Here is a 17,993-nt window from a genome sequence, read left to right as displayed (position 1 = left end):
ATGAAACGCGCCGACGCTTGTCGGCGCTTTTATTTTAACTCCAGTTGCAGGAGCATTTGATGGCTCAGACACTCGCGTCGGTCTCTGCCCTTCTTTTTTCGGTTGCATTGCTCCTTGTGGGCCATGGCTTGCAAACCACGCTCCTGCCACTGGCCGCAGACAAGTATTCATTCTCGGGCCTCGCCATTGGTGCGATCTCATCTGCCTATTACATCGGCATGGTGATCGGTTGCCTTGCCGGTCCTCATCTCGTCATGCGCGCTGGTCACATTCGTGCTTTCGCTGCGCTGGTGTCACTGATGTCCGCCGCAGCCCTGCTGCACCCGATTGCGGTCAACCCGATGGCATGGTTCATCATCCGCATGTTGTCGGGCTTCTGTCTGGCCGGGTTCTACCTGATCGTGGAAAGCTGGCTGAACGAAAGCGCCACCAACGAGAACCGCGGCACAATCATGTCGATCTACATCGTGATCGTCTATGCCGCGCTCATGGGCGGACAGGTCTCCATCGCCGGGATGGATATTTCGAGCTTCATGCCTTTCGCCATTGCATCGGTGACGATCAGTCTGGCTGTCATCCCGATTTCACTGACCAAAGCCAACCAGCCCGCGCCCATTACCCTGGTACGGTTCCGGCCTTTGAAACTCTACAAGAACTCGCCCGCCGCTCTGGTCGGTGTTTTCATGATCGGTCTCGGCAATGGCGCCATCTGGTCGCTGTCACCACTGTACGGCAGTCGCATCGGCTTCACCACCAATGAGGCCGCGTTCTATACTGCTGCGGTCATCTGCGGCGGCATGGTTGCCCAATGGCCCTTCGGTCGTCTGTCGGACAGGCTCGATCGTCGTATCGTGCTTATTGCACTGGCCGTTCTGACGGCCGTTGTGGGGCTGATCATTGCCATCTTCACACCACATAATTTCTACGTTGCAACGGCGCTGGCCCTGTTGATTGGCGCGGTTTCACAGCCGACTTACGCCATCGCTGTCTCGCATGCTTTCGATTACGCAGATTCAAACGACTACGTCGAAACCTCTTCAGGCCTGTTGCTGTCCAACGGTCTCGGGTCGGTGGGTGGACCTCTGCTGGCCTCCCTTGCCATGGCGCTTGTCGGCCCCGGAGGCCTCTATCTGGTCATCACAATCACAAGCCTGATCATGGCCGCCTTCATCCTGACCCGCCTGTTCATCCGCGATGCCATCGACCCGGAAGACAAGGTCGATTACGAATACGCCTCCACCGCACAGGTCGGCTCGGTTATCTCGCCGGATCCGCTTGATGTCGATGCGCCTTACGTGATCGCGCCAGAAGATTTCCCGGCCTATGAAGACGATGTCTACAACTTCGATGCCATGAATGCCGTTGATGATGAGGACGACGACGACAGCGACACGCTGGCCGATGCAGACAATACATTGGAAGACATGACGGATTTCGATGGTGACGACGATGATGACGATGACGACGATGATGACGGTTCACCGGTTATATCGCCTAGCAAACCGAAGAATTGACGCAGCGTCGTCAAAGGCGCATCCTTTGACATCGCCGAAAAGACAAGGACCACAGCTCTAAGGCAGGTGGACCAGTCTGGTGGCACATGGGGCGCGCGACAATGCTGTTCAGCGGACTGCGTCAAGAACGACATCCATTTGTCTGTCTGATGATCCTTGCGATCACCGCTCGCTTCGTTCTGTTTGCTGCAACGGCGCTGGCCAGCCCGGCCAATGCGTCTCCGTCCGGGCACCTTCTCGTGCTTTGCCACGGCGCGCCAACACCGCAAACCTCTTTGAGCCTCGGTGCGACACTCGACCAGACCCAGCCCGTTGCATATAATCCCGGACACTGCATTTGTGGTGCGGCCTGCATGCATCTGCACCACTGGGCGCCGTATCTGCCAAGCCTTCAGACAAGCGTTCCTGTGGCATTTGCAGCAAGCGGGCTGCGTCTGACGCTGCCCCGACCCCTGCACTTGTTTCAGTGGTCCGCATACCAGCATAGGCCAATCCGTGCGCCCCCGCTGATCGATCCTGACTGACTGATTCGACCGCAGAGTGAGGCGCTGACTGGCCCTCAAGAACTCCGCTTGTCCTGTCTCCTTCAAGGATCGAGCTCATCATGAAGACATCTATTCTATCCGCTTTTGCCGCAGCAATCCTGCTGACCTCGACAGCTATCTTCCCGAGCCGCGCGGATGTTGCCTCAACGACCCCTTCTGTGCCGATTGCGTTGACGAAGGGCTGGAGCCCAGCAACCCCACCACGCGCGACAACAGCTGGAGGCTATGTCACCATCACCAACACTGGCACACAGGCCGACCGACTGATCAAGATCACCTCACCGGATGCGAAGTCCGTCTCCCTGCATCGCATGCAGATCAAGGATGGTGTGATGACAATGCGCGAGGTCACTGGTGGGCTAAACATTGCCTCAAATCAGGCTGTGGTGCTTACTCCCGGAGGGTATCACCTGATGTTTATGGGGCTGAAGCACCCGCTCAAGCGGGGCCAGTCCATTGCCGCAACTCTGACATTTGAACATGCAGGCGCCGTGACGACCCACCTCGCCGTGCAGAAGATCGGCGCGCGCATGATGGCACACAGCCCCAAGATGCAGCCATAAGGAGAGCATGAGCGATGTCTTCTTTGAAAATCATCCGCTACGGCAGCTCAGGGTAGTGTTCTGGTTCTGGCGCTGTGTCTTGCCGGAGGTCTGTTTGCGTTGACCTTTCGGGACACGCCACCCATAGCCAAAATCACCAGCATCGGCGGCCCGTTTACCCTCGTCGACGGCCATGGCACCACGGTCACACAGGCGTCCTTGAAGGGGAAGCCAAGCCTGATGTTCTTCGGCTTCACCTTTTGTCCGGAGGTCTGCCCGACGACCTTGTCAGATATGCAAGGGTGGATTGCCGCTCTCGGCCCCAAGGCCGATGATTTGAACTACGTCTTCATCACGGTTGACCCGACCCGCGACACGCCGGAGGTGATGCAGGATTATGTCAGTGTCTTTGACGATCATATCATGGGCCTGACAGGATCACAGGCTGCCATCGACAAAACGCTGAAGGCCTATCGTATTTCGGCCAAGAAAGTGCCGCTTGAAGACGGCGGATATACGATGGACCATTCTGCCCAGATCTATCTGATGGACGCGAACCAGCACCTGCGTGGCACCATCACCTATGGCGAAAGCGACCAGATAGCCTTGAAGAAGATCCATCGCCTGCTGGAAACATCAGCAGAGCCCGCCGTGTAAACTCGGGCTTTGCTTGCCAGCGGGAACACGAGCCTTTATGAGAGCGCGATCCCGCCTGCCAAGGTGCGACAGGTGGGGCGCCCGTCTTTCAGACTTTCATGCCTAAGCCTTGCGACCAGCGAAGATCCAGCCATGAGCCAGAAACAACGTCTCGACCAGCAGCTTGTCGATCTCGGGCATTTCCCTTCTCGCGCCCGAGCGCGGGATGCAATTCTGCGTGGGACTGTCACGCTCGCGGGCAGCATTTGCAACAAACCCGCACAAAAGGTCGATGCGTCTGCTGCAATCGTGGTCACCGACCCGGCTGCAGCCTATGTCTCGCGAGCTGCCTTGAAGCTGATCGCCGGCCTCGACGCCTATCGTGTTGATCCGACCGATCGTATCTGCCTCGACATTGGCGCATCGACGGGCGGTTTCACCCAAGTGCTTCTGGAACGGGGTGCGCGCAAGGTGCACGCAATCGACGTTGGCCATGACCAGTTACATGACACGCTTGACAAGGATGTGCGGGTCCACCGTCGCGACGGCCTGAACGCGCGGGACCTTGTGGCCGATGATCTCAACGGTGATGCGCCGTCTCTGCTGGTGTCAGATGTGTCGTTCATCTCGCTGAAACTTGCGCTGCCGCCTGCACTTGCGCTAGGCGCCCCCGGCGCCTGTGGCATTTTCCTGGTCAAGCCGCAGTTTGAAGCCGGGCGCAAGAATATTGGCAAGGGTGGACTTGTCGCCCCTGACATTGCCAGCGAGACGGCAGACAGTCTTCGCCTCTGGCTGGATGAGCAGCCCGGCTGGCAGGCAGGGGATTTGATCCCATCGCCGGTCAAAGGCGGCGATGGCAACGCGGAGTGGCTCTTATTCGGCCAGAAGACCTGATCGGCTTCGCACTCCACTTTCTACGCAACATGCGGCATGTCACGGGCCCAACGATGCCGCCGACTTTTGCCGTCTGTTTGCCAATCGGTACGTTTTTCAGAGCGTCGCGCGTCTTTTTGCGCGCGCCCACTTGTTCAAATCCCGGATCGAGGCTATCGCTCCCCCATGAAAGATACGGCACTTCAACTCAAAATCGACAGTCTCGGCCACAAAGGCGATGGCCTCGCCTCGCATGACGGCGAGACCGTCTATGTCGCTGACGCCCTTCCCGGCGAAACAGTGTCCGTGCAGCTCGACAAAAGCCGCGCCAAGGACATTCGCATTCTGGAAGAAAGCGCCGATCGCGTGTCTCCCATCTGCGCCCATTTCGAGGCTTGCGGTGGCTGCAACGTGCAACATCTGGCCAGCGCCCCCTATCTGGAGTGGAAGCGCGGTCTGGTGACCAAGGCGTTTGCCGACAGAGGTCTCGAAATCCAGCCGGAGCCGATCAAGCCTGGCCTGCCCGGCACCCGGCGGCGCGCCGTTTTGTCCGCTTCGCGCGCTGGCCGTCACACGTTGCTCGGCTATCATGAAAAAGCCAGCAACCGACTGGTCGACATTTCCATGTGCCCGGTTCTGGTTCCTGAAATCGTCACAGCATTGCCTGGCCTGAAATCTCTCGCAAGCCTGCTGATGCCGAAGAAGGGCGAGTTGCGCCTCACCGTTCTGTCGACCACCGCAGGCCTTGATGTTGCCTTGACGCAGGCCGACCGCACCTACGACAAGCATATTGCGGCGCTGTCGAAGAAGGCGGCCGAGTTGAACCTTGCGCGCCTCTCTGTCAACGGCGAAACCCTGCTTGAAATCCGCCCCCCTGCTGGACATGGGGGGCATGAACGTCGTCCCATCACCCGGTGGCTTTACGCAGGCAACCCTTGAGGCCGAGGAATTTCTCAGCGCGCTGGTCGCCGAAGGGCTGGGCAAGAAGCCGAAGAAGGTTGCCGACCTTTTTGCGGGTATTGGCACCTTCTCATTGCGTCTGGCACGGATTACCTCGGTTCACGCCGTTGAAGGCGATGCAGCGGCCTGTAATGCACTGACGCAGGCCCTGCGCGTGCCCAAAGGCATCAAGAAAGTCACGGTCGAAAAACGCGACCTCATTCGCCGCCCGCTGGTGCGAGCTGAATTGAACGAATTCGACGCTGTAGTCTTCGATCCCCCGCGCGCTGGGGCACAGGCACAGGCAGAGCAACTTGCCCTGTCAAAGGTGCCGAACGTGATCGCCGTTTCCTGCAACCCGGCAACGCTGGCGCGTGACATCCGCATTCTGCTGGATGGCGGCTACACTTTGAAGTCGATCACGCCGGTTGATCAGTTTCTTTATTCCCCGCACGTCGAGTGCGTGGCACATCTGACCAAGGCCGGCTGACCAAACGGCAACGGCGCGGTCAAGGATCTTTTACCCGCAACTGGTGACATGAATTTTCAGTCTCACTGAATTTTCGTGGCATCAGGCCTTGCGCCACCGATCATTCTTGCTACCTAAGAGAGCATGAAACTTGATCAATGGCTTGATGAAAACCGGGAAAATCGGAGTGCATTTGCACGAAGAGCAGGATTGTCTGCCGCTTCTGTAACGGCGCTGTGCAATGATCCCGACGTCTGGGTGTCGCGCGACATGGCGCATAAGATTGCCACCGCCACGCGCGGTGCGGTCACTCCCAACGATTTTCTCGGCCTGGACATCAGCAGGGAGTATGCCGTGTCTCAAAGCCGCGTCGCCGACGCCATCCGTGCGTTCGAGCGAGGGGAAATCGTGGTCGTGACAGACGACGATGACCGTGAAAACGAAGGTGACCTGATTGTCGCTGCCTCCAAGGCCACGACCGAACAGATTGCCTTCATCGTGAGACATACCTCCGGCATCATCTGCGCGCCGATGACCGAAGAACGGGCCAGAGCCCTCAATCTGACGCCGATGGTCTCACAGAATGACGCTCCGCTGGCGACAGCCTTTACCGTCTCCGTCGATTATGCTCCCGGTCTGACCACGGGCATCTCCGCCGAAGAACGCTGCTCGACGGCCCGCGCCCTGGCCAATCCCAATGCGGGCCCGCATGAGTTTGTCCGCCCCGGCCATGTCTTCCCGCTGATCGCCAAACAGGGTGGCGTGCTGATGCGCTCCGGCCATACCGAGGCTGCCGTCGATCTTTGCCGCCTGGCCGGACTGCCTGAGGTCGGCGTCATCAGCGAGCTTGTCAACGATGATGGCTCCGTCAAAAAAGGCGATGATGTGCGCGACTTTGCAGCAGAGCACAATCTGACCAGTGTCTCGGTGTCCGATCTCATTGCATGGCGTCAACGCACAGAGCGCCTTGGTGGAGCGCGTCAGCGAGCAGCCTGTCGAAACGCTGGCCGGTCCGGCCTATGCCATCACCTATTCCACGCCGTATGACCAGATGCACCACGTTGCGCTGATCTACGGCGACATTCTGGATGGGCGGAATGTACCGGTGCGCCTGCAGCTCGAATCGGTGTTGGATGATGTGTTCGGCTGCACCCCGGGCATTCACAACACGATGAAAGCGTTTTCGGACCGGGGCCGCGGCGTCATTGTTTATCTGCGCGAGGGTGGCGTTGGTGTGGCGCGCCAATCCAGCCGGATGCGCCAACCGCTTGAAGAAGAGCGGCTGGAGGCTGCAAGCCAGGAAAAGCACGTCTCGGCCAAAAGCCGTCAGGAAGAATGGCGCGAAATCGGCCTTGGCGCACAGATCCTGCGCGATCTTGGTGTCAACTCGATCCGCCTTCTGTCGTCCCGCCAGCGGCATTACGTCGGGTTGGAAGGCTTTGACATCAAGATCGAGGCCACCGAACCAATCGACGGTTGATGTCTTGGCCCTTGCCAAGATCTGACAGAGAAAGCTTGAAAAGGCGCGTCACGCAGGTGTCGCGCCTTTTCCGCATGTCTGGTAAGATACATTTTGCTGACGCGTCCCGTGCCCATCAGCCATCCTTTTTCCTTCAAGAATAGTGACGATCAGCATATGTCCAACACGACACCTGCGGCGCCGCCGCTTTTTCGTGCCGCTCTCATCCTCGGCGTGATGGCCGCAGTCGGGCCGCTTTCCATCGATGTCTATCTCCCAGCCCTGCCAACCATCCAAAAAGAACTGATGGCCAGCGCCTCAACGACACAGCTCACCCTGATGTCGTTTTTCACCGCTTTTGGATTGTGCCAGTTGATTTATGGCCCTTTGTCCGATCAGACGGGGCGTAAGTTGCCACTTTATATCGGATTGGGCATCTGTGCTCTCGGCTCGTTTGGCTGCTTCATAGCACCTTCCATTGGCTGGCTGATTGCCTGCCGCGCCTTACAAGGTGCGGGCGCTGCCTCTGCCATGGTGCTGCCGCGCGCCATCATCCGCGATCAATTCACCGGCTACACAGCCACCCGCATGATGGCGATGATCATGCTGGTGATCAGCGTGTCACCGATGTTGGCTCCCTTGCTTGGAACGGGCCTGATCCATCTGGGAGGCTGGCGTGTGCTGTTCCTGTTCCTGGCACTTGTTGCCGTTGCCAACCTGGTTGGTGCTGCCTTCATCTTGCCGGAAACGCTGACACCGGAAAAGCGCCACAAGGTCAACGGCAAAGCCCTTTGGGCAGGCGTCAAGGTGCTTGTCCGCGACAGCCGCTTCATGGGACTGACCCTGATCGGAGGCTTCGGCATGGCGAGTTTCTTCGTTTTTCTGTCAAGCGCCAGCTTTGTCTATACCGAGCAATATGGTCTCAGTCTGGTGGGCTTCAGCATTGCATTCGCTGTTAATGCCATCGGCTTTTTCTCGACCTCGCAGCTTGCCGCTCGCGTTGGCCGTGCCATGGGGCCTGAACGTATGATCACCCGCGCCATCACCGGATTTCTTCTGTGCCAGATCGTGCTTCTGGCGCTGACGCTGGCGGGTTTTCACAGCCTGTTCGTGCTGATTATCTTGCTGTTCGCAGGCAATAGCTTTCTTGGCCTCGTCATCCCCTCGACACAGGTGCTGGCGCTGGATGATCACGGTGATATCGCCGGCCTTGCCTCCTCCCTTGGCGGCACCCTGCAGATGGTCATCGGGGGCCTGATGATCGCCGTCGCCAGCCCATTCTTCGATGGCACTGCGACACCGATGGTCGGAGCCATCTTCGCCTGCGCCCTCATTGCTTTTCTGGTGCTGCGTCTTTTGAAGATCACCCAGCCAAGTATTTCGCCCGACATTCAGCAAGGCTGAGGATATTCGGGGCCAGTTAACCACCTGCCCCGAATTCCATTTTGAAACTTGTGATCATCCTTCCTATTTAAGAAAGGAGAGAAGCGTCTGCGATTGCAGGCAATATGGAGACCCGAGATGAGTGAACAGAGCGCCGGCCCGTTTGCAGGAGAGGAAGACAAGGTCCTGGATCCTCAGCCTTTCGCTGTCGGCTACTCGAAAGCCTCTGGAGAACCTCTGGTCTATGGGGGACTGCTGTTCGGATTCCTGTTTCTTCTCATCGGTGTTGTCAGCGGCGTGCAGCCGCTTATTGCGATCTCTCTTGTGCCCCTGTTCACAGCCTACTGGTATTATCCAATGGTGGACCGCGAGCATCCTCAACTGGGCGCTAATCCCAAAGGGCTTTTCGTTGAGCGCATCGGTTTCATCGACTGGTCGGCCATCGGTGAGATCAAGTTGCGACAGACCAATGTGCGCAGCATAGAACTCGCTGTCCTGGACATCGAACTGACGCGCCCACTGGACGATGCTCTCGTTGCCCCGCAGACCTTTCCGATCTGGAAAGGCCTGATGGCTCGCAACTGGAAACTGAAGCGACGCAAGAACGTCAATCAGCACCTGCGAGATCCGCCTCAATACGCTGACTGGCAATTCCAAAGAGATCTTCGCCCGCATCAAGGCTTATACGCACGCCTGATCTGGTCGCCGATCTAACGATACGGCAGCATCCCGAAAGCGTTAGAAACAGCCACACGCGAACCCGTTTCGGCAGAAATGAGGTTGTCGTGCCCGTTGGGCTGTGCAAGGAAGAAGAGCATTTTTTGAGGGCGCGCCGGGCAACAAGGAACCTACTCCAGCAAGAAGTCTCCACCCCGCCCCTCCTGCATCAATGGAGGAAACATGTTCAGATCGGCTATCAAACTGGGCCTTGCCGCCTGCCTTGGACTTGCCATGGCCTTTCCGGCCAGCGCGCAGACCCGCATTACCTACAAGTCCGCAAAATCCGGATCATCCTATTATCAGATGGGCGTCGAGATTGCGGAAGCCGTCAAGAAAGGCTCGAAAGACGACCTCAACATGACGGTCGAGGAAAGCCAGGGTTCTGTTCAAAACGTCATGGAAGCCCGTGTGCGAGGCGCCGACTATGTCTTCACCGCCCCGCCTGTTCTGGTGAAGCTGGCCAAGGCTGGCAAGGGCATGTTTGAAAAGCGTGCTAGCCCGAAGTTCAAGGACATCCGCGCGCTGTTTCCGATCCCCTCATTGACGATGCACTTCGTTGTGTCGCGCAAGAGTGGCATCAATTCCATCGAAGATCTCAAAGGCAAGACCATTCTGCTCGGCAAGGGCTCCTTTGGCGCGCGCGAAGGTGAGAAGTATCTCAAGTTGTTCGGTCTCGACGGCAAGGTAAAGCTGGCAACCGTTGAACTGTCCAACGCTGTCGCGGCCCTGAAGAACGGCCAGATTGACGGCTTCGTCACCGCGGGATCCTATCCCGCCCCCAACGTCATTGAGGCCGCCGCCTCAACGGACGTGAAGATCCTGTCGCTGACACCGGACGAAATCGCCAAGACCAAACGTACCGAAATCGTCATTCCAGCAGGCACTTATGCAGGTCAGACAAAAGACATTCACACCACGTCGCTGTCGGTGGTTGCCTATACGACGACAGCCATGAGCGACGATACCGCCTACCAGTTGACCAAGACATTCTGGCAGACAAAGACCAAATTGAGTGATCGTGCGCGCTGGTGGAAAGGTGTCGACAAGACATTGATGAAGGCCATTACAGGCCAGATCCATCCCGGTGCATTGCGCTACTATCAGGAAGCCGGTTTCCCGGTGACTGCCGCGCAAAAATAATCCGTCTCAAGACCCCGCATGTTGCAGACGTCCGCGATCCGGTGATCGCGTTCTCTCTGCTGCCATGCGGGGTTCTTCAGTCCAGAGCCAGAAATGACGACATCCCCTTTGCAGCCGTCGACCAACGCCACGCTTCTGCGGTGCCTTCAGCTTTTTTGCGCTGCCATTCTGGTGGCCTTTCACCTTGGCCTGATCTTCTCCGGTCTCGTGCCCAACCTGATCAGCCGACCGCTGCACATGGCTCTGGCGCTGCCATGGATTTTCCTGTTCGTGCCCGCCAAAACCATGACCGGCCGCGTTATCGGCCTGTTGTTTACCGGGGTCGGCATCGCGTCCTGCGTCTGGATCGCGCTTAATCAGGATATGCTGACCGGACAATATGGCTATCTGGAAACACCCTTCCAGATAGGCGTTGCCTGCGCGTTGCTGATCACCGTCATGGAAGCCGCCAGACGCGCCATTGGCTGGCCCCTGCCGACGGTGGCCGCACTCGCATTGCTTTATGGGCTGTTCGGCCAATATATTCCCGGAGACTTCGGCCATGCCGGAACGCCACTGGCGAGCTTCCTCGGCACGCTAACCATTGCCGAAGGCGGATTATGGGGCACATTGACGGGTGTCTCTGTCTCCGTTGTCGCCATCTTCGTTATCTTTGGCGCGGTCTTGAACGCTGGCGAAGCCGGGCAAGGCTTCATGAATATTGCCGCCTCAGCCGCTGGTCGGCTCAATGGCGGGGCAGCGAAAGTTTCGATCATCTCGTCCGCCCTCTTCGGCTCCATCTCCGGTTCTGCCTCAGCCAACGTTGCGTCAACCGGGGCCATCACCCTGCCCGCAATGACCAAGCTCGGCTATCCGAAGCGCTTAGCTGCGGCCGTAGAAGCCGTGGCCTCATCGGGCGGCCAGATCATGCCGCCGCTGATGGGGGCCGGAGCCTTTGTCATGGTGGAACTGACCGGTGTGCCTTACACACAAATCATGGGCGCAGCACTGCTGCCTGCCATTTTGTATTTTCTCGCCGTCTGGGTGGGCATCAATGCCTATGCAAGCCGACTGGACCTGCGAGCGCTGGACGAACAGGATCGCCCCGGTCTCAAGATGACGTTGATCACCACTGGCTTCTTTCTGATCCCGTTCGCCGTGTTGATGTGGGGCATGTTTGCGGCCCGCTACACACCTCAATACGCGGCCTGCATCGCCACGCTGGCCGCCGCCATCTTGCTGTTTTTCAATGCGCGTCTGACACTGGATGTGAAACAGATCCGCGCCCGCTTCGAAGCTGCAATTTTAAGCGCCGCCCGACAGGTGGCAATGATCGCCTCGATCATCCTGTGTGCGTCCATCATCATCGGCGTGCTGTCCATCACGGGTCTGGGCGTCAAGATCACCTCGCTGATCCTGTCCGGCGCAGGCGGCCTGCTGTGGCCCTCGCTGTTTCTGACCGCCGTCGCCTGCCTGATCCTGGGCATGGAAGTGCCAACCACGGCTGCCTATGTAATCTGCGTGTCGGTGGCCGGGCCTGCCCTGAACCAGCTAGGCCTTGCGCCTTTGCAGGCCCATCTTTTCGTCTTCTGGTTCGCGCTCCTGTCAACGATCACACCTCCCGTTTGCGGGGCTGTGTTCATTGCAGCGGGCATGATCGGCGAAAACTGGCTCAAAGTGGCCCGAACAGCCATGGCGCTTGGCATCGGTCTCTATTTGATCCCCTTGGGCATGGTTGCCAACCCGAATCTCATAGCCCTCGAAACGCACCCCGTCGCAGCGCTACTCGCCTTCGTGCAGGTGGGCGTTGGCCTCAGCCTCGTGTCGTATGGATTGATCGCGACCTCAAGCTGGCCATACAAGGTGCTGCTGATTGCCGCCGGGCTGCTGGTGATTTTTGTCAGACCTCTGCTCGGGCTTTAAGCAAGATCACTCAAAGACACAAAAAAGCCGACGGCTCCCAAAGACCCCGTCGGCTTTTTGTTTGAACTCCTGTCGACAACAGACGTTTTTGATCAGCCGATCTGGCCACGATCCCGCAGAAAGTGATCGGCCAGAACACATGCCATCATCGCCTCGCCCACCGGCACGGCGCGAATGCCAACACACGGGTCGTGGCGTCCCTTTGTCATCACATCAACTTCCTCGCCCTGACGCGTAATGGATTTGCGCTCAGTCAGGATGGACGAGGTTGGCTTGACGGCAAAGCGCGCCACCACCGGTTCGCCCGAGGCCAGCCCGCCCAGAACGCCACCGGCATTGTTCGACAGGAACACCGGCTTGCCGCCTTCGCCAAGCCGCATCTCGTCGGCATTGTCTTCCCCGGTCAAAGTGGCAGCCTCGAAGCCGTTGCCAATCTCGACGCCTTTGACAGCATTGATCGACATCAGTGCTGCGGCGATATCGCCATCCAGCTTGCCGTAAAGTGGCGCACCAAGACCGACGGGCACGCCTTCCGCAACGACTTCAATCACGGCACCGACAGAAGATCCACTCTTGCGAATTTCATCAAGATAGTCCGCCCACTCAGCGGCGGCCTGGACATCCGGGCAGAAGAACGGGTTGTTGTCGATCTCGGCCCAATCCCAGTTGGCCCGGTTGATTTTTCGATCGCCGATCTGCACCAGTGCACCACGAATAGTGATCCCCGGCACGATCTTGCGGGCTACAGCACCAGCGGCCACGCGCATCGCCGTCTCACGTGCAGAAGACCGCCCACCGCCCCGATAATCACGGATGCCATATTTGGCATCATAGGTGAAATCGGCATGGCCCGGACGAAACCGGTCCTTGATCTGGGAGTAGTCCTTGGAACGCTGGTCTGTATTCTCGACCATCAGCGAAATCGGCGTGCCAGTGGTCTTTTGAACGCCGTCTTCATCGACCATCACACCGGACAGGATACGAACCTCATCCGCTTCGCGGCGCTGGGTCGTAAACTTCGACTGCCCCGGCTTGCGCTTGTCCATAAATCCCTGAATGTCGGTCTCGTTCAAAGGAATCAACGGCGGACACCCATCCACCACGCAGCCAATGGCAGGCCCATGGCTCTCGCCCCATGGTCGTTACGCGAAACAGATGGCCAAAGGAATTGTGCGACATGGAACGCCCTTCATTTCCGCCTTCCCCGACAGGAAAGCCAACACCTTGCTACTACACTCAAGACGCCAGCGATAAGCCATCCGCCAAGGCAGCTCAAGTGCCAAAGGCCAAGTTATAGGATCTTGGGACGTCGGTCACGGCCAAGACGCTTACGCTTGCGTTTCTTGTGGCTTGGTGAGGTGTGCCAACCGATCCTTCAGATCGGCACCAGCGGCGGCCAGTCCGCCGTTCTGTCCATCGACAAAATGCACATGCTTGCCCGAACCAAGATTGGACACGAAGCACGTCATCAAAGCGCCGCCAGACACATGCAGCCCATAGACCAGTGACCCGGCCTCGTAGGCGTGCTCAAGCCAATTGCGCAACCCGGCAAGTTGCGGATCGTCGAGATCAAGCACCAATCGCAAGGAATCATCCAGCTTGCGATGATCCGTGTTGCGCGACACCTCATGCAGGTAACGCTTGGGCTCAAACGGCCCGATGGTGCATTTCGCTGCCATGCCGATGGTGAAGGCCACACATTCAAACACCGTCTTCAGCGCTTGACGAAAATACCCTCGAACAGCCCCTAGAACGCGAACCTCAATCCCGACACCCCTGCGTGGAAAGCGGAACTTGAGGCTTTCCGGCAGCACCAGCAAACTCTTCTCACCATCATCATGAAATGGATCCTCACCGATCGCATCCATCAGGCCGCTACGCAATTCCCGCATGGCGCTGATCGTCTCACGATCATCCGGCATCTTCAAAATAAGGCTGGCAATATTGCCCTTGCGGCTGGGCAAGTTCTCCCAGCGACACGACATGCCAGTCAGATCGGGCTGCGGGGGGTCAGAAATATGGATTGTAAACGGTTGGCACTGCTTTGGATTCTTGAGGATCTTTTCCGCCAGTTCCAGTCCGCCCCCAATCCCCATGGCCAGGAAATTATCCGGGCTCATCTGGTATTTCAGCAAGCTGATCTGAGTGCCCAGTGCGCGCAGATGCGCCACCGGGATCGCCGCTGTGCGCAGCGTGAACCCGACCTGATCGCGGGCAAGGCGTGCCACACCGGCCAGCGCCTCCCGAGCCTTTTCGACCTCAGACGCGGGCACCATCAGCAAAGCCCCATCACCGCCAAAGATAAAGGGAACACGTTCGCGGCCAACCCGGTTCAAGACTGCAGCAATAACGCAGGCGCCGACAAAATTGACCTCTTTATAGCGACCGTTCTCGATCGCCTTGCCAGACGAGACAATATCTGCCGCCAGCACATACCAGTCATCGGGGACAGCCTGATAGAACGAAGGATCTTCAACAGCACTGAATTTTTCATGGCTCCTGAGAGCCAGATAGAAATCGGCGTTTTCTGCGCTCACTCTTCCCGTTCCCCCTGCTGTTTGCCAAACATTATCCAGCAACCGCCCGTCCATTTCAGGATCAGTCGAATTCAGGTGTCGGTCAACGGCAGAGTTGATACGGAGATCAGATCCGATCGAATTCCGCGCCGTTCCAGACAAAAACACGATCCTGCGGCGTATCGAGCTTCGGCACCTCAGCACATGCCAATCCTTCAAGCAAACCGCGCACGACCCTCAGCACGCCGCCATGGGCGACAACCACAGTTGGCTGGTCGATACTTTCCAGCCAGCCCTTGATACGGTCAGACAGCATGGCATAGCTCTCGCCATTGGGCGGTGTGAACCCCCATTTGTTCTGCTGGCGCTCATCCACCAAATGTGGCACGGTTTCTGCCAGCTCGTCCAACGTCAATCCTTCCCACTCGCCGAAGGTGATCTCCTTCAGCACAGGATCAAGGCGATAGACGTCGGGCTGAAGCGCCATGGCATCGCGCAGACGCTCCATGGTTTCGCGGGTCCGCATCAACGGCGAGGCGACGAAATCAAGATCTGCCTCGCGCAGGCCTTTGGCTTCCAGAAAGCTCTTCAATCTGGCACCATTTCCGCTGGCCTGACCGCGCCCCAGATCATTCAAGGGAATATCGCGTTGCCCTTGCATCCGGCCTTCCGCGTTCCAGTCGGTTTGACCGTGACGAATGAAGATCAGCAGATGAGGCAGGGCGATGGGCGATAGAATTTCACTCATGGGGCAGGTTTCCAAGCTTCCAGGACAGGCCGTTCATCTCTCCCGGATTCTTGGAAAAAGTGCAACGCTTTCATGGCAAAGGCATGAAAGTCGGACGCAGATGTGTCTTTCAGGCTCTCAAAAGGCCGATAAATGCAAAAAAGGCCGGCAAAGCCGACCTTTCTCAATTCCAATCCGTGTGCTGCGAGCCGACGGGATCACCCCTTGTTCGGCACATCATCCGGAGCATCAACAGCCTTCATGCCGACAATGTTGTAACCGCAATCGACATGCTGGATTTCGCCGGTCACGCCTGTGCCCATATCGGACAGAAGGAACACAGCAGCATTGCCGACTTCCTGTGTTGTCACGGTGCGGCGCAGCGGTGCGTTGTCTTCGTTCCACTTGAGAATATAGCGGAAATCACCAATACCGGACGCAGCCAACGTCTTGATCGGCCCTGCGGAAATCGCATTGACGCGAATGGCCTTCGGGCCGAGATCCGCAGCAAGATACTTCACACTGGCTTCCAGAGCAGCCTTGGCCACGCCCATGACGTTATAATGCGGCAGCACTTTTTCAGCGCCGTAATACGTCAATGTCAGGATGGACCCACCATGCGACATCAGCTTTTCGGCGCGCTGTGTCACGGCCGTCAGCGAGTAGCAGGAAATGTTCATCGTCCGGTCAAAGTTGCTTGGTGTCGTTTCCAGATAACGACCTGTCAGTTCGTCCTTGTCGGAAAACGCAATAGCATGAACGAGGAAGTCGATCTTGCCCCATTCCTCTTCAAGCGTCTTGAACACCGCATCGATCGACTCGCCGTCGGTAACGTCACAATGACCAGCGACAAGAGCACCCAACTCACCAGCCAGAGGCTCGACGCGCTTCTTCAAAGCATCGCCCTGGTAGGTCAACGCCAGTTCCGCGCCGGCTTCGCTGAGTGCCTTAGCGATGCCCTGAGCGATAGACCTGTTGTTTGCAACGCCCATAATCAGGCCGCGTTTGCCGTTCATTAATCCGCGCGTCTCCGCCATCGTCTTCTCCAGAAGGATTTCAGTAACCACCCCTCAACGGGTTGGCATCCTATGGCACACCACCCTTTTCCCTTCAAGACTTCTAAGCACCGAATAGAAACGTCGACGTACACCTTTCCTATCATTATGTTACGACGCAACGCATCAACCATGAATTTCCGAGGATCCTCTCCATGGACCAGTCTTCCCACATCAAAGCCTTTCGCGACATCATTGGAGAGACCAATGTTTTGACGTCAGACAGTGACAAGGCCCCTTATCTGACGGAGTGGCGCGACCTGTATCAGGGCACCACTCAGATGGTCTTGCGTCCCGGCTCGACCGACGAAGTGTCAAAGGTGATGAAATACGCCTACGACAATGATCTGAAGATCATTCCGCAAGGTGGCAACACGGGCTTGGTGGGAGCTCAAATCCCCTTGGAAACCGGGGATGAAATCGTCATTTCCGTGACGCGTCTGAACAAGGTGCGCTCCGTCGACCCGGATGGTTTCACCATGACCGTCGATGCCGGTGTGGTGCTGGAAACCCTGCATCATGAAGCGGAAAAAGTGGACCGGTTGTTCCCGCTGTCCCTCGGCGCGCAAGGCTCCTGTGTCATTGGCGGCAACATCTCCACCAATGCTGGTGGCACAGCCGTTCTGTCCTACGGCAACACGCGTGATCTCGTTCTGGGACTGGAGGTCGTGCTGCCAAATGGCGACATCTGGAACGGATTGCGGACACTCCGCAAGGACAACACTGGTTACGATTTGAAACAATTATTCATTGGAGGAGAAGGCACTCTTGGCATCGTCACGGCTGCAGCCCTGAAACTTTTCCCCAAGCCGAAGAAACTGGAAGCGGCTTTTGTCGGTCTGCCGAATCCACAGGCGGCGCTGAAACTCTTCTCTACGGCCAAGGCACAGGCCGGTCCGGTGCTCACCGGTTTCGAGATCATGCCACGGGTCGGACTGGAATTCTGCGTTGCGCATCTGGACGGCGCCCGAGATCCGCTGGAAGGCGAACATGCCTGGTATGTGCTGATGGAACTCTCCAGCGGTTCCGATGCTTTCCCCATCCGTGATCTGCTGGAATCGATCCTCGGAGAAGCCTTTGAGGCCGAAATCGTCGAAGATGCAGCGTTTGCCCAGAACATGAGCCAGGTGCAGGATTTCTGGCATATTCGCCACGGCATGTCGGAAGTGCAAAAGGCGGAAGGCGGCTCGATCAAGCATGACGTGTCCGTCCCCGTCGGTCTGATCCCGGAATTTCTTGAACGCGCCATGACCGCTGTCACCGACTTCGTTCCCGGTTGCCGTCCGGTGCCTTTCGGGCATCTGGGCGATGGCAACATTCACTTCAACGTCTCCCAGCCAGTTGGTGCCGACAAGGAAGACTATATTGCCAAGTGGGATGAGATGAACGAAATCGTTCATGGCATCGTGCATGAGTTGAACGGCTCAATCTCCGCAGAACACGGCATCGGTCGCCTGAAGCGCGACCTGCTGAAGACGGTCAAAAGCGAGGTCGAATTGGACCTGATGCAGCGCATCAAGGACGCCTTCGATCCCAAGGGCCTGATGAACCCTGACCGTATGCTCTGACAACA

General features: G+C 57.8%; 15 protein-coding genes and 2 pseudogenes. 13 read left to right on the top strand and 4 right to left on the bottom strand.

Annotated elements, in window-relative coordinates:
* Positions 1 to 59: 59 nt before the first annotated feature.
* The 12 genes and pseudogenes from AC0L7U_RS15765 (at position 60) to AC0L7U_RS15710 (ending at position 12,122) form a co-directional block, all read left to right on the top strand.
* Positions 60 to 1,514: an MFS transporter gene (locus AC0L7U_RS15765; protein WP_473691981.1), complete on the top strand. Its 1,455-nt coding sequence runs from the start codon at positions 60 to 62 to the stop codon at positions 1,512 to 1,514.
* A 101-nt stretch (positions 1,515 to 1,615) separates the two neighbouring features.
* Positions 1,616 to 2,038: a hypothetical protein gene (locus AC0L7U_RS15760; protein WP_473691979.1), complete on the top strand. Its 423-nt coding sequence runs from the start codon at positions 1,616 to 1,618 to the stop codon at positions 2,036 to 2,038.
* An 80-nt stretch (positions 2,039 to 2,118) separates the two neighbouring features.
* A complete protein-coding gene (locus tag AC0L7U_RS15755; protein WP_473691977.1) occupies positions 2,119 to 2,622 on the top strand; it encodes a copper chaperone PCu(A)C in 504 nt (167 codons plus the stop codon).
* A 99-nt stretch (positions 2,623 to 2,721) separates the two neighbouring features.
* Positions 2,722 to 3,258, top strand: a complete 537-nt coding sequence (locus AC0L7U_RS15750) for an SCO family protein (protein WP_473691975.1) — start codon at positions 2,722 to 2,724, stop codon at positions 3,256 to 3,258.
* A 132-nt stretch (positions 3,259 to 3,390) separates the two neighbouring features.
* The gene (locus AC0L7U_RS15745; protein WP_473691973.1) at positions 3,391 to 4,131 is read left to right on the top strand and encodes a TlyA family RNA methyltransferase; all 741 of its coding nucleotides are present in this window, start codon (positions 3,391 to 3,393) and stop codon (positions 4,129 to 4,131) included.
* Between the two features lie 165 nt (positions 4,132 to 4,296).
* A complete protein-coding gene (locus AC0L7U_RS15740) occupies positions 4,297 to 5,049 on the top strand; it encodes a class I SAM-dependent RNA methyltransferase (RefSeq protein WP_473691971.1) in 753 nt (250 codons plus the stop codon).
* Positions 5,003 to 5,539 carry a class I SAM-dependent RNA methyltransferase gene (locus AC0L7U_RS15735; RefSeq protein ID WP_473691969.1) on the top strand — a complete coding sequence of 179 codons (537 nt, stop codon included), beginning with the start codon at positions 5,003 to 5,005 and terminating at the stop codon, positions 5,537 to 5,539. Before AC0L7U_RS15740 ends, AC0L7U_RS15735 begins: the two co-directional genes overlap by 47 nt.
* A gap of 123 nt (positions 5,540 to 5,662) precedes the next feature.
* Positions 5,663 to 6,998: pseudogene (gene ribB / locus AC0L7U_RS15730) on the top strand (3,4-dihydroxy-2-butanone-4-phosphate synthase).
* 93 nt (positions 6,999 to 7,091) lie between these two features.
* A complete protein-coding gene (locus AC0L7U_RS15725) occupies positions 7,092 to 8,381 on the top strand; it encodes a multidrug effflux MFS transporter (protein ID WP_473691967.1) in 1,290 nt (429 codons plus the stop codon).
* Between the two features lie 117 nt (positions 8,382 to 8,498).
* On the top strand, positions 8,499 to 9,074 hold the full coding sequence (locus tag AC0L7U_RS15720; RefSeq protein WP_473691965.1) for a hypothetical protein: 576 nt from the start codon (positions 8,499 to 8,501) through the stop codon (positions 9,072 to 9,074).
* A gap of 186 nt (positions 9,075 to 9,260) precedes the next feature.
* On the top strand, positions 9,261 to 10,220 hold the full coding sequence (locus AC0L7U_RS15715; protein WP_473691963.1) for a TAXI family TRAP transporter solute-binding subunit: 960 nt from the start codon (positions 9,261 to 9,263) through the stop codon (positions 10,218 to 10,220).
* Between the two features lie 93 nt (positions 10,221 to 10,313).
* Entirely contained in the window at positions 10,314 to 12,122 is a 1,809-nt protein-coding gene (locus AC0L7U_RS15710; RefSeq protein ID WP_473691961.1) for a TRAP transporter permease, read from the top strand.
* Positions 12,123 to 12,214: 92 nt separating this feature from the next.
* On the opposite strand, the pseudogene aroC reads toward AC0L7U_RS15710, so the two are convergent.
* The 4 genes and pseudogenes from aroC to fabI form a co-directional block, all read right to left on the bottom strand.
* Positions 12,215 to 13,301 (bottom strand): annotated as a pseudogene (gene aroC / locus AC0L7U_RS15705) (chorismate synthase).
* A 149-nt stretch (positions 13,302 to 13,450) separates the two neighbouring features.
* On the bottom strand, positions 13,451 to 14,659 hold the full coding sequence (locus AC0L7U_RS15700; protein WP_473691959.1) for a DUF3095 family protein: 1,209 nt from the start codon (positions 14,657 to 14,659) through the stop codon (positions 13,451 to 13,453).
* Positions 14,660 to 14,765: 106 nt separating this feature from the next.
* Positions 14,766 to 15,386 carry a histidine phosphatase family protein gene (locus tag AC0L7U_RS15695; protein ID WP_473691957.1) on the bottom strand — a complete coding sequence of 207 codons (621 nt, stop codon included), beginning with the start codon at positions 15,384 to 15,386 and terminating at the stop codon, positions 14,766 to 14,768.
* A gap of 197 nt (positions 15,387 to 15,583) precedes the next feature.
* Positions 15,584 to 16,402 (bottom strand): enoyl-ACP reductase FabI, encoded by an 819-nt coding sequence (gene fabI, locus AC0L7U_RS15690; RefSeq protein WP_473691955.1) that lies wholly within the window; start codon positions 16,400 to 16,402, stop codon positions 15,584 to 15,586.
* 173 nt (positions 16,403 to 16,575) lie between these two features.
* Between fabI and AC0L7U_RS15685 the strand changes: the two genes are divergently transcribed.
* Entirely contained in the window at positions 16,576 to 17,988 is a 1,413-nt protein-coding gene (locus AC0L7U_RS15685; RefSeq protein WP_473691953.1) for an FAD-binding oxidoreductase, read from the top strand.
* The last annotated feature ends 5 nt before the right edge of the window (positions 17,989 to 17,993 follow it).

Source organism: Roseibium sp. 10G30-5 (assembly GCF_055809635.1).
This window is presented reverse-complemented; position numbering and strand designations above follow the sequence as displayed.

Bases quoted from the DNA above. Each gene is read 5' to 3' on its own strand.
- AC0L7U_RS15715 (WP_473691963.1), top strand. From the start codon at position 9,261: ATGTTCAGATCGGCTATCAAACTGGGCCTTGCCGCCTGCCTTGGACTT.
- fabI (WP_473691955.1), bottom strand. From the start codon at position 16,402: ATGGCGGAGACGCGCGGATTAATGAACGGCAAACGCGGCCTGATTATG.
- AC0L7U_RS15720 (WP_473691965.1), top strand. From the start codon at position 8,499: ATGAGTGAACAGAGCGCCGGCCCGTTTGCAGGAGAGGAAGACAAGGTC.
- AC0L7U_RS15740 (WP_473691971.1), top strand. From the start codon at position 4,297: ATGAAAGATACGGCACTTCAACTCAAAATCGACAGTCTCGGCCACAAA.
- AC0L7U_RS15710 (WP_473691961.1), top strand. From the start codon at position 10,314: ATGACGACATCCCCTTTGCAGCCGTCGACCAACGCCACGCTTCTGCGG.
- AC0L7U_RS15745 (WP_473691973.1), top strand. From the start codon at position 3,391: ATGAGCCAGAAACAACGTCTCGACCAGCAGCTTGTCGATCTCGGGCAT.
- AC0L7U_RS15735 (WP_473691969.1), top strand. From the start codon at position 5,003: ATGAACGTCGTCCCATCACCCGGTGGCTTTACGCAGGCAACCCTTGAG.
- AC0L7U_RS15685 (WP_473691953.1), top strand. From the start codon at position 16,576: ATGGACCAGTCTTCCCACATCAAAGCCTTTCGCGACATCATTGGAGAG.
- AC0L7U_RS15695 (WP_473691957.1), bottom strand. From the start codon at position 15,386: ATGAGTGAAATTCTATCGCCCATCGCCCTGCCTCATCTGCTGATCTTC.
- AC0L7U_RS15765 (WP_473691981.1), top strand. From the start codon at position 60: ATGGCTCAGACACTCGCGTCGGTCTCTGCCCTTCTTTTTTCGGTTGCA.
- AC0L7U_RS15760 (WP_473691979.1), top strand. From the start codon at position 1,616: ATGCTGTTCAGCGGACTGCGTCAAGAACGACATCCATTTGTCTGTCTG.
- AC0L7U_RS15755 (WP_473691977.1), top strand. From the start codon at position 2,119: ATGAAGACATCTATTCTATCCGCTTTTGCCGCAGCAATCCTGCTGACC.